This is a genomic window from Carnobacterium inhibens subsp. inhibens DSM 13024, assembly GCF_000746825.1.
GTDB classification, from domain to species: domain Bacteria; phylum Bacillota; class Bacilli; order Lactobacillales; family Carnobacteriaceae; genus Carnobacterium_B; species Carnobacterium_B inhibens.
This window is the reverse complement of the sequence record NZ_JQIV01000006.1, coordinates 690,254-701,746: the sequence shown is the minus strand read 5'-3', so window position 1 is coordinate 701,746 and position 11,493 is coordinate 690,254. Positions and strand designations below refer to the sequence as shown.

11 protein-coding genes are annotated in these 11,493 nt (G+C 37.5%); 10 read left to right on the top strand and 1 reads right to left on the bottom strand.

The genetic code is table 11. The features are described 5' to 3' along the window. The first annotated feature begins 357 nt into the window (after positions 1–357). The 5 genes from glpK (at position 358) to BR65_RS04500 (ending at position 6,497) form a co-directional block, all read left to right on the top strand. Positions 358–1,863 (top strand): glycerol kinase GlpK, encoded by a 1,506-nt coding sequence (gene glpK, locus BR65_RS04520; RefSeq protein WP_034536964.1) that lies wholly within the window; start codon positions 358–360, stop codon positions 1,861–1,863. A gap of 16 nt (positions 1,864–1,879) precedes the next feature. Further along, a complete protein-coding gene (glpO, locus tag BR65_RS04515; protein ID WP_034536962.1) occupies positions 1,880–3,718 on the top strand; it encodes a type 1 glycerol-3-phosphate oxidase in 1,839 nt (612 codons plus the stop codon). Continuing rightward, on the top strand, positions 3,715–4,431 hold the full coding sequence (locus tag BR65_RS04510) for an MIP/aquaporin family protein (protein WP_034536961.1): 717 nt from the start codon (positions 3,715–3,717) through the stop codon (positions 4,429–4,431). Before glpO ends, BR65_RS04510 begins: the two co-directional genes overlap by 4 nt. A 222-nt stretch (positions 4,432–4,653) precedes the next feature. After that, entirely contained in the window at positions 4,654–5,421 is a 768-nt protein-coding gene (locus BR65_RS04505) for a tyrosine-protein phosphatase (RefSeq protein ID WP_034536957.1), read from the top strand. A gap of 260 nt (positions 5,422–5,681) precedes the next feature. Then, positions 5,682–6,497 (top strand): SGNH/GDSL hydrolase family protein, encoded by an 816-nt coding sequence (locus BR65_RS04500; protein WP_034536955.1) that lies wholly within the window; start codon positions 5,682–5,684, stop codon positions 6,495–6,497. A 60-nt stretch (positions 6,498–6,557) separates the two neighbouring features. Here the strand turns inward: BR65_RS04500 and BR65_RS13805 are convergent, their stop codons facing one another. Then, positions 6,558–6,707, bottom strand: a complete 150-nt coding sequence (locus BR65_RS13805) for a hypothetical protein (protein WP_244877146.1) — start codon at positions 6,705–6,707, stop codon at positions 6,558–6,560. A gap of 366 nt (positions 6,708–7,073) precedes the next feature. On the opposite strand from BR65_RS13805, the gene BR65_RS04495 reads away from it, so the two are divergent. From BR65_RS04495 to BR65_RS04475, 5 genes are all read left to right on the top strand, one after another. Then, positions 7,074–7,379: a PTS sugar transporter subunit IIB gene (locus BR65_RS04495; protein ID WP_034536953.1), complete on the top strand. Its 306-nt coding sequence runs from the start codon at positions 7,074–7,076 to the stop codon at positions 7,377–7,379. Positions 7,380–7,436: 57 nt separating this feature from the next. After that, the gene (locus BR65_RS04490) at positions 7,437–8,759 is read left to right on the top strand and encodes a PTS sugar transporter subunit IIC (protein WP_034536952.1); all 1,323 of its coding nucleotides are present in this window, start codon (positions 7,437–7,439) and stop codon (positions 8,757–8,759) included. An 89-nt stretch (positions 8,760–8,848) separates the two neighbouring features. Then, complete coding sequence (locus BR65_RS04485; protein WP_034536950.1) at positions 8,849–9,151, top strand: hypothetical protein; 303 nt, start codon at positions 8,849–8,851, stop codon at positions 9,149–9,151. Positions 9,152–9,197: 46 nt separating this feature from the next. After that, entirely contained in the window at positions 9,198–10,373 is a 1,176-nt protein-coding gene (locus tag BR65_RS04480) for a GNAT family N-acetyltransferase (protein WP_034536949.1), read from the top strand. A 24-nt stretch (positions 10,374–10,397) separates the two neighbouring features. Next, positions 10,398–11,489: a DUF871 domain-containing protein gene (locus BR65_RS04475; RefSeq protein WP_034536947.1), complete on the top strand. Its 1,092-nt coding sequence runs from the start codon at positions 10,398–10,400 to the stop codon at positions 11,487–11,489. The last annotated feature ends 4 nt before the right edge of the window (positions 11,490–11,493 follow it).

Genomic DNA, 11,493 nt, shown 5'->3' with positions numbered 1-11,493 from the left:
AATGCAACTAATGTAAAATTATCTCAATAAATGGATTTATGAACCTTAACGATAGAATGTTTCTATTGTTGCGGACTTAAAAAGGGGTTTATGGACTTTATTCGTTAATTTGGCTGATAGGTAAGGTGCATACCCTGTTGTTAAGGACCATAAGTTAGTTAGTTTAGACTGGATAAGGTTCTTAATTACTAAGTTTATTCGACCTAATCCAACCAATCCAAAAAGCACAAAATTTAAAAACCTCTCAAAAAATTGCAAAAGCCAAAAAAAGATGACATTTTTTCACTAAGAAAAACGGTTACAATAAGTACATGAAGAAATAGAAATCGCTTGCAAAAGCTTAGGAGGAAATTTAACATGACAGAGAAAAAATACATTATGGCTATCGATCAAGGAACAACAAGTTCAAGAGCAATTATTTACGATAAGAAAACAAATACGATTGGGAGCTCACAAAAAGAGTTTACGCAAATTTTCCCACAAAGTGGTTGGGTAGAACACAATCCAAATGAAATCTGGAATTCAGTACAATCTGTAATTGCTGGAGCATTTATTGAATCCGGTGTCAAACCAGAAGAAATTGCTGCAATTGGGATCACAAACCAACGTGAAACAACGATTATCTGGGATAAAAAAACAGGACGTCCGATTTACAATGCGATTGTTTGGCAATCACGCCAATCAGCACCGATTGCTTCTAAATTAAATGAAGATGGATATTCTGAAATGATTCATGAAAAAACAGGATTGATTATTGACTCTTATTTCTCAGCTACTAAAATTCGCTGGATCCTTGACCATGTAGAAGGCGCACAAGAACGCGCTGAAAAAGGTGAGTTGATGTTTGGAACGGTGGACACATGGTTAGTATGGAAATTAACGGGTGGAGATTCATTCGTTACGGATTATTCAAATGCCAGCCGTACAATGTTATTCAATATTCATAAATTAGAATGGGATCAAGAAATCTTAGACTTATTGAATATTCCAAGCGTTATGATGCCAGAAGTGAAGTCCAACTCAGAAGTTTACGGAAACACAACGAACTACCATTTCTATGGAGCGAATATTCCTATCTCAGGAATGGCTGGAGACCAACAAGCTGCTTTATTTGGTCAAATGGCTTTTGAACCTGGAATGGTGAAAAACACTTACGGTACGGGTTCATTTATCGTCATGAATACAGGTGAAAAACCACAATTGTCAGAAAATAATTTGTTAACAACGATTGGGTATGGAATCAATGGCAAAATTTACTATGCTTTAGAAGGAAGTATTTTTGTATCCGGTTCTTCAATCCAATGGTTGCGTGACGGATTAAAAATGATTGAAAATTCAGCTGACTCAGAAGCACTTGCTAAAGCGTCTAAAAACGACAACGAAGTATTTGTGGTACCAGCCTTCACTGGACTTGGAGCACCTTACTGGGATTCAGATGCACGTGGATCTGTCTTTGGGTTGAACCGTGGAACGACTAAAGAAGACTTTGTTAAAGCAACTTTACAATCTATTGCTTACCAATCACGCGATGTTATTGATACAATGAACAAAGACGCAGGTATTGATATTCCATTGTTGAAAGTAGATGGCGGAGCTGCAAATAACGACTGGTTATTGCAATTCCAAGCAGATATCTTAGGCACAAAAGTCCAACGTGCACACAACTTAGAAACGACTGCTTTAGGTGCAGCTTACTTAGCTGGTTTAGCTGTTGGATTCTGGGAAAGTATGGACGAAATCAAAGACATGTACGAAGAAGGCGGTATCTTCGAGCCACAAATGTCAGATGCAGAGCGCGAAAAATTATACAAAAACTGGAAATTAGCTGTTAAAGCTACACAAGTGTTTAAACCAGAAGCTTAAAAGGAGGAAACGATTTATGGTTTTTTCAATTGAACGAAGAAAACAAGATATTAAAGCTTTAAAAGAAGAAACATTGGACGTTTTAATTATTGGTGGAGGAATCACAGGTGCTGGGACTGCTTTGCAAGCCAGCGCTTCTGGTCTTAAAACAGGGCTTGTGGAGATGCAAGACTTTGCTGAAGGAACCTCTTCACGCTCAACGAAATTAGTTCACGGAGGATTGCGCTATTTGAAAAACTTCGATGTTGAAGTTGTAGCGGATACGGTTCAAGAACGTGCTGTCGTTCAAGGAATCGCACCACACATTCCCAAAGCTGACCCAATGATTTTGCCAATCTATGACGAACCTGGTTCTACGTTCTCTATGTTCTCTTTAAAAGTAGCAATGGATCTATACGATCAATTAGCTAGTGTTACTGGAACAAAATATGCGAATTACACATTAACAAAAGAGGAAGTTCTAGAACGCGAACCACAACTAAAAAGTGAAGGTTTATTAGGTGCAGGAGTTTACTTGGACTACCGCAACAACGATGCTCGTTTAGTGATTGAGAACATCAAACGTGCTGCTGCAGATGGCGGACACATGGTCAGCCGTATGAAAGTTGTCAATATCTTACATGATGAAAACAATAAAGCTAGTGGAGCAACAGTAGAAGATTTGCTAACGGGTGAAACATTTGACATCAAAGCTCGAGTTATCTTGAATTCAACTGGTCCTTGGTCGGATACGATTCGCCAAATGGATGCTAAATTAGACGCTGTACCACAAATGCGCCCTACAAAAGGGGTTCACTTAGTTGTAGACAGCAAGAAATTATACGTTCCACAACCAACTTATTTCGACACAGGAAAAAATGATGGCCGTATGGTATTCGTGATTCCTCGTGAAGAAAAAACATATTTTGGAACAACAGATACAGATTACAAAGGCGATTTTGCACATCCAACCGTTGACCAAGAAGACGTCGATTATTTATTAGAAGTCGTTAATAACCGTTACCCTTCAGCTGATATTAAGCTTGACGATATCGAATCAAGTTGGGCAGGATTGCGTCCGTTGATTTCATCAAATGGCGGATCTGACTACAACGGAGGGAACAGTAAACCAATCAAAGACGAAAGTTTTGATAAAGTGATTTCTACGATCGAGCAATTCCAAAAAGGGAAAGTTGACCGTTATACTGTAGAAGACGTATTGAAAAACATCGAAACAGGCAATTCAGAATCAGAAGATAACCCTTCAGCGATTTCTCGTGGAAGTGCGTTGGATATTGATGAAGATGGCTTGATTACAGTAGCGGGTGGGAAGTTGACAGACTACCGTAAGATGGCTATCGGCGCAATGAAGGCTGTGATTGAAATCTTAGAAAACAACTTCAACATCTCTTACGAATTGATTGATTCTGCTAAATACCCCGTATCTGGTGGAGAAATCAACCCGCAAGAAGTGGATGAAGAAACCGAAAAATTAGCACAATTAGGTATTGAAAAAGGCTTGATTGAATCTGAAGCAACTTACCTTGCTCACTTATACGGGTCAAACGCGCCGAAAGTATTTGCTTTAATTGATGAAATCGAACAAATCGAAGGATTAACATTGGCAGATACCGCAAGTTTACGGTATGCTATGGATGAAGAGATGGCGTTAACACCAGCGGACTTCTTAATCCGTCGCACAAATCACATGTTGTTTATGCGCGACACTTTAGATGGTATAATAGAACCAGTGATTGCTGAAATGGCCCGCTATTATGGCTGGACAGATGAAGCAAAAGCTGCTCACACTGTGAAATTAAACACTGCAATTGCAGAGTCTGATTTAAAAAAATTAAAAGGAGATGGAAATAGATGAGTGGAGATATGTTACAAATTTTCAGCGAGTTCTTAGGAACGATGATGCTAGTGTTGCTTGGAGACGGAGTATGTGCTGCCGTTAACTTGAAAAAAAGTAAAGCTGAAGCATCAGGATGGGTTGTCATTGCACTTGGATGGGGAGCAGCCGTAACGATCGCAGTATATGTTGCAGGATCTATGGGACCAGCACATTTGAACCCAGCTGTAACACTTGGTATGGCTATTATTGGTAATTTTGATTGGGCATTAGTATTGCCGTTTATTATTGCACAAGTACTTGGAGGTATTTTGGGAGCTGTTCTAGTATGGTTAACTTATATGCCACACTTTAAAGAAACAAAAGACCAAGGTAATATTTTAGGTACTTTTGCAACAGGTCCAGCTATTCGTAACACTGTTGGCAACGTAATGTCAGAAGTTATCGGTACATTCGTATTGGTATTTGCACTTATGATGTTTGGTAAAAACACATTTACTGATGGATTAAACCCATTAGTAGTTGGGGTCTTAATTCTTTCAATTGGTCTTTCTCTTGGAGGATCAACAGGGTACGCAATCAACCCTGCACGTGACTTAGGTCCGCGTATTGCGCATCAATTGTTACCTATCGCAAACAAAGGAAACTCTGACTGGGGTTACTCTTGGATTCCAATAGTAGCACCAATGATTGGTGGAGCTATCGCTGCATTCCTTTATATAGCAATTACTTAAATTATAATCAGCAAGAAGCCTTACGTTTCTACAACTAGTTTGTAGAGATGTGAGGCTATTTTTTTGAAAAACAGTTAAGAAGTTAACCTAGAGATTTCTTTTCTATAGAGAGTCTTCTTTATTAAGAAAAAAATAAGAAGAACTGGACCATCTAGTTTTTTTTAAAAGTTTGATTTATAATGAGCTATAATTTAAGTGAGCAAAACTAAAGGAGAATAATACATGATTGATTTACATTGCCATATTTTACCAGGTATAGATGATGGGGCAAAAGATATGGAAGATTCTATGGACATGGCGCGCGAAGCTGTAGCCGAAGGAATCACACATATTTTAGCGTCACCCCATTATAAAAATGGACATTGGGATAATGAAAAACAAGATATTTTGAGCTTAGTCGATGAAGTGCAGCAAGAACTAGATGCCAGAGGGATTCCACTAACTATTTTCCCTGGACAAGAAGTTCGCATCAATGGAGAATTTTTTGAAGATATTGAAGAAGATAAACTCCAATTTATTGATGAAGGAAACCAGTACATTTTAATTGAGTTTCCGACACCAACGATTCCTCAATATGCTGAAACACTCTTTTTTGAAATGCAAAGAGAGGGCATCACACCGATCATCGTTCATCCAGAACGGAATCATGCGATATTGAAAGATCCTAATAAATTGTTATCGTTTGTTGAAAAAGGAGCTTTGGCGCAACTAACAGCTGCTAGTTACACTGGAGGATTCGGCAAAGAGATCCAAAAAATCAGTAAGCAATTGATTGAAGCAAATTTAGTGCATTATATTGCTTCGGATGCACACAATGTCGGTTCACGTTCTTTTCATATGAAAGAGGCTTATCAAAAATTAGAAAAAGAGTTCGGTCCTGAAAAAGCTTCCGAATACCATCAAGTCACTAAAGACTTGATCAACGGGGAACCCATTTATACTGCAACACCTCAACCAATAAAAAAAGCTAAATTTTTAGGGTTATTTTAGTGGGGAAATTATAGATTTAAGAATAATAGTTCAGTAGCCAAAAAAAGCGGTTATTGCATTTGATGTAATGAGCGTTTTTTTGGTACGTTTAGGGAAATGCAGTGCTATGAGCAAACTGAAATTTCATTTAAAAGCAAATAAGTTAGGGTTGTAGGCTATTGTTTAAAAAAAACAACTATCTAAAGAGTCGGAAATTTGCCTTATTTTAAGATAGTAAATCATGGTATACTGCATTCATTAATAAGGTGGAGGATTCGATTATGAAACAAAAAAAGAAACTACATCAAAAGAATTCAACATTTGGAATAGTGATTTTGTTAATGGCTATTTTTATTATCTTTTTTAATATTACCAAAGAAAATCATACTTTAGCTCAGAAGAATGAAAATTATAAATTATCAGATACATATCGGAATGAAAGCTTGTTAGACCGTGCGATGTTTGTGACTGAACGCGATGACGAGGTAACAATCGCTGTTCTAGGCAGCAGTGTAACGTTTGGGAAAGGTGCTACTGAAGATCAACCTGTGTGGGGTGATTTACTGGAAGCTGGTCTAAATGAGATGGATGGAATTATTGCTAAAGTAATCAATCATGGGTATAGCGGATATAGTACTGCTGATCTGATTTCAAGGGAAAAAATTGAGGCAGTTATTAAAGATAATCCGGATATCATTATTTTTGAATTGTGTTTGATCAATAATAATCGCTATCCGCAGAATGATATCAATCAAACAAAACTAGATATTCAATGGATCATGGATCGTTTCAGTGAGGAGCTGCCCGATACTTTAGTTATACTGCAAACAGCAAATCCTACTATTTACAATGATGTATTCTTGGAAGATGGTAAAGTAACTTATGATCAATACAATAATGAGATCGCTGAATACGTCAAAGCACAACAATGGCCATTTATTGATACCTATCATTTGATGCAAAATAAAATGGAAGTCCAAAATCTTTCAATTGAAGAAATGTTGGACGATAATGTCCATCCCAATGGAGTTGGCTATAACCTGTGGTTTGAATTGTTGAAAGAACGATTGAATATGCCGGTGAAGGAACTTCATTAAGAATAAAAGAGTAACCCAAAGAGACAGCCATTTTTATGGCTGCTTTTTTAGTTTAAGCGTTCATTTATTTCTAGCATCTGTTATGTGTAGTATGATCAATTGCATATTCATCAAATGAAATGTTTCTTCATCAGGCAATACCATCCTTTTGTCCAAAGCTTCTATGGCACGCAAATAGTTCGATTTGTTCCGCTTTTTGATTACTATCATAAAGTTCGCCTCCTCTTTATTTAAAGTACGCAAAAAATAAGAGGACAATTCAAGGGTTCATAAACTATAACTAGATAGTGAATCTGTATGTGGACTTAATTTATCAAGGTATATCTTCTATTTTTTAATAATTGTAAAGTAAATTGGTTATTTTGGTTTTTTTATTTCAATTTATCGTTATTTATATTGAAATAAAATTCCGGTTAAGCTATACTCTATTGAAAGGGGATACATATTTAGTATAGAGGCTTTGATAAGGAGGGTAGCAATAAAAGAATATGATGAAATAAATTTGAAGCTAGATAGATAAATACTAAAGTACCCTTAACAAAAATTCAATTCAATTCGATAATAGGAGGAAAAAAGATGAAAGTTATCATGGTTTGTTCTGGTGGAATGTCAAGTGCAATCGTGGTTAAAGCAATTAAAGCGGAAGCTGCAAAACAGGATTTTGATTTGGATATGATCGCAGTAGGGTCTGGAGCAGTGGAAGATGAATTAAAAGATGGCGACTACAAATTGTTATTGGTAGCACCTCAAGTAAAACACCAATATGCAACATTTGAAAAATACGCAAATGAAAACGGTGTCCCAATTGATAAAGTTGAACCAATGGGCTATACACCAATTGGAGCGCCAAAAACATTAGAGTTGATTAAAAAGTACCGTTAATTTTTTACTTGATTCATGCATTTGTTTATTATTATAGATTGTAAAAGGAGAGTAAATATGACGAATTTTCTGAATTGGCTTGAAACAAAATTCATGCCGCCTTTAGCTAAGTTATCGGAACAAAAACATTTAAAAGCCATCCGTGATGGGGTTATCTCGACATTATCTTTAATTATTATTGGGTGTTTCTTCTTAGTTATTGGAAATCCACCAATCGCGTCTTGGGCTGAAGCAATTGCACCGTATGCAGCACAAATTGCGATTCCGTTCCGTATCACAACTGGTCTAATGTCATTATATGCAGCTTATGGTATGGGGTATAGTTTATCAAAATCTTATAAGTTAGATGGAGTTTCCGGTGGGGTTCTTTCGTTAGCAACCTTTTTAATGTTAACGGTTCCAGTGAACGTTGATGCCTCCCTTCCTGAAGGCGAAGCAATTGGTTGGGTTCTGCCAATGGGAAATCTTGGTGGATCAGGAATGTTTTCAGCTATTTTAGCCATGGTTTTTGCAGTTGAAGTGCTACGTTTATTTAAGCAAAAAAACTTAATGCTTAAAATGCCAGAACAAGTACCAGAATCAGTTGCCAGAAGTTTTGAAGCATTGATCCCAGGTACATTTGTGATTGTCTTTGTTTGGATTATCCGCGTCTTGCTTGGATTTGACATCAACCAAATTCTGATTAATATCTTTACACCATTAAACAATATTTTAGGAAATAATTTATTAGGTGTTTTGCTGCCAGTAGTCTTGATCACCATGTTATGGGCAGCTGGAGTGCACGGTGTCAGTGTTATTGGTTCAATCGTGCGTCCAATGTGGCTAGTTATGCTTGAAGCAAATGGTCAAGCGTTGGTTAGTGGAACACCTGGTAATGAATTGCCGTATATCGCACCTGAACAATTCTACCAATGGTTAGTATGGATCGGTGGATCTGGTGCAACACTATCGTTATGTATTTTATTGTTGTTTACCAAATCAGCTTATTTAAAACAAGTTGGACGTTTTTCAATTATTCCGTCTATCTTTAATATCAATGAACCATTGATTTTTGGAACACCGATCGTAATGAATCCGATCTTAGCGATTCCATTCGTAGTTGCTCCATCAGTGACAACTACGATCAGTTATTTTGCAGTGAAATTCGGGGTCATTAACGGTTTCTCAGTAAATGCTCCGTGGACTTTGCCAGCTCCAATTGGTGCATTTTTATCAGCTGGAAATGACTGGAAAGCTGCAGCTTTAGTTATGATCAATATGACGATTGCTGCTTTGATTTACTATCCATTCGTTAAAGTTTACGATAAGAAAATGGTAGAAGAAGAACATTCGGAAATGGCAGAAAAAAATAATCTGCAAACAGATACAGTAGCGGGTTAATACGCTATAGAATAAGGATAAACTATTAGAAATGTGGTTGGGACTTTTGTCTCAGCCCTTTCTTAGTTTAATAAAAGGAGGAACCATAAGTGAGAATTGCACTCATTATTTTTCTAATCATTTTTGTATTAGCAGGTGTTAAGTTGGTCGGTTTCTTACAGAAAAAAAACATCTATATTAATCGATGGATCTTTGGGTTTTCGGCTTTCTTAGTCGTTTTGATTCCAACGATTCTCTTTCAAAATTTGCCAACAGCAGTAAATTACGGATTGTATTTGTTATCAGGACTTTGCGCGATCATGTTTTTTGAAACAGGTCGTATTATGATTGAAAAGAACCAAGTAAAAGGTGTCATTCGTGCTAGTCAATTTCCAAAAAAGAAAACGAAATAAGCTTATTGGATTTTCGTTTATCAATAATTAAAGAAGGTGAACAGAAATGCTAGACTACCGTAAGATACGAGAAGATGAAATCCATCAAATGGTCGCTATCAGAGATTACTGTTTTCGCAATCACTATACTGGACAAACGTTGGAAGACTTTCTTCACTGGGCTAAAGTCAGCAACTCTATTGGAGCATTTAATGGAGAATCATTAGCCGGGCAAGTCATGGCGTTTCCACTAGAAATAGCTATCCATGGACAGCTGTTCCCAATGGGCGGCATTTCATTTGTGGCTACTTATCCTGAGTACCGTAATGAGGGTGTGATGAAACAATTATTGATGCGAGTATTAGAAGAGATGCGTGCTCAAGGACAATTGGTATCCGTTTTAGGACCTTTTTCCGTTTCTTTTTACCGTCATTTTGGCTGGGATCTTTTTTTTGATAAAGTACAGTACAAGTTTCCCTCTCATCTATTTTCAATGAAAAAAGGCGATATGGGGAACATTGAACGCTTCAATTATAAGGAGAATCGTGAACAACTAGCTCGTGTAAAAGAAGTGTACCAAACGTATGCCCTTAAAACGAATGGGCTGATGATTCGCAATGAAGAATGGTGGAAACGTCTTGAAATGAGACAGCCGGATGCTTTATTTGCCTTAAGTATCGACAAGAATGGACAGCCTCAAGGCTTTATCCGTTACGTGATGAACGACTTGACTTTTGAAGTGTTGGATCAGATTGCACTTAATGTGTCAGCCGAACAAGCTTTATGGGAATTCATCCGAGTCCATCGTTCAAACTTTACAGAAGTCATCGGTACATCAGCTGTTCATCAATCATTTGGCAGTCAATGGGATGAACCCCAATTCAAAAAAGAAGTCGTGCACGATACAATGATTCGGATTGTAGACGTTGAGCGCTTTTTAGCCGCTTATCCTTTTCAAGCGTTAACCAAGCGGCTGTATCTGAAAGTGACGGATGTTTTTGCTCCATGGAACCAAGGGATTTATGCCATTGATTCTCAAAGTGTTGTTAAGGTGAATGAGCAAGAAGTTGCACGAGAAAACTGTCTGGAGATGGATATTGCAAGTCTGTCCTCTTATCTAGCAGGCTACCATGAATTGAACTGGTACCATTATCACGAAAAAGTTATTGCTTCAGAGTGTGTTTTAAACGAATGGGATCGAGTTGTTCCCAAAGAGCAGCCGCAATTTTATGGGCATTTTTAATTTTAAAGAAAAGAGGAAATTAGAATGAGAAGATTAGGCATTTCAGTTTATCCAAACCATAGTTCAGTTCCAGAAATCAGAGAGTATATTGATTTGGCCGCACGTTACAATTTCAAACGAGTGTTCACATGTTTGTTATCGGTAGAAGGGGATAAAGAAACGATCGTCCAAGAGTTCACAGATGTGATTATGCATGCAAAAGAAAAAGGCATGGAAGTGATTGCGGATGTCAGTCCAAAAGTATTTGGCGAACTCGGAATCAGTTACAATGACTTGACGTTTTTCAAAGAAATCGGTGCAGATGGTATTCGTTTAGATATGGGCTTTACTGGGAATGAAGAATCGATTATGACTTTTAATCCGCAAGGCTTAAAAATTGAATTGAATATCAGCAGTGGAACAAAGTACTTAGACAATATTATGAGCTATCAAGCCAATGCGGCTAATTTAATGGGGTGTCACAATTTTTACCCACACCGCTACACGGGTTTGAATTATGATCATTTTATCGAAACGAGTAAGCAATACAAAGAACATGGGCTAGTAACGGCTGCTTTTGTGAATTCACCATCTGCTCACATTGGTCCTTGGCCGGTAGATGAAGGGTTATGTACATTGGATATGCACCGAGAATGGCCGATCGACGTGCAAGCCAAGCATTTGTGGGCTACTGAAGTGATCGATGATGTGATTATTGCCAATGCTTTTGCAAGTGAAGCAGAACTTCAAGCATTGAGTAAATTGAATCCTTACCAATTAACACTGACATGCGAATTAGAAGCAGACGTTCCTGAATTGGAAGCAAAAATCGTTACAGAAGAATTTCACTTTAACCGTGGAGACGTATCGGACTATGTGATCCGTTCGACGCAAAGCCGTGTGAAATATAAAGGGCATGAATTTGTTCCGTTCAACACACCGGACATGAAAAAAGGCGACATTATTATCGAAACTTCTTTATATGCGCATTATGCCGGTGAATTACAAGTAGCTTTGCAGCCAATGAAAAACTCCGGGAAATCTAATGTTGTCGGACATGTGCTAGAAGAAGAGCAATTTTTACTGGATTATTTAAAACCGTGGCAAAAATTTCAATTTAGCTTAAAAATCAACTAAAGGA

Bases quoted from the DNA above. Each gene is read 5' to 3' on its own strand.
- BR65_RS04500 (WP_034536955.1), top strand. From the start codon at position 5,682: ATGAAACAAAAAAAGAAACTACATCAAAAGAATTCAACATTTGGAATA.
- BR65_RS04490 (WP_034536952.1), top strand. From the start codon at position 7,437: ATGACGAATTTTCTGAATTGGCTTGAAACAAAATTCATGCCGCCTTTA.
- BR65_RS13805 (WP_244877146.1), bottom strand. From the start codon at position 6,707: ATGATAGTAATCAAAAAGCGGAACAAATCGAACTATTTGCGTGCCATA.
- glpK (WP_034536964.1), top strand. From the start codon at position 358: ATGACAGAGAAAAAATACATTATGGCTATCGATCAAGGAACAACAAGT.
- glpO (WP_034536962.1), top strand. From the start codon at position 1,880: ATGGTTTTTTCAATTGAACGAAGAAAACAAGATATTAAAGCTTTAAAA.
- BR65_RS04510 (WP_034536961.1), top strand. From the start codon at position 3,715: ATGAGTGGAGATATGTTACAAATTTTCAGCGAGTTCTTAGGAACGATG.
- BR65_RS04505 (WP_034536957.1), top strand. From the start codon at position 4,654: ATGATTGATTTACATTGCCATATTTTACCAGGTATAGATGATGGGGCA.
- BR65_RS04475 (WP_034536947.1), top strand. From the start codon at position 10,398: ATGAGAAGATTAGGCATTTCAGTTTATCCAAACCATAGTTCAGTTCCA.
- BR65_RS04480 (WP_034536949.1), top strand. From the start codon at position 9,198: ATGCTAGACTACCGTAAGATACGAGAAGATGAAATCCATCAAATGGTC.
- BR65_RS04495 (WP_034536953.1), top strand. From the start codon at position 7,074: ATGAAAGTTATCATGGTTTGTTCTGGTGGAATGTCAAGTGCAATCGTG.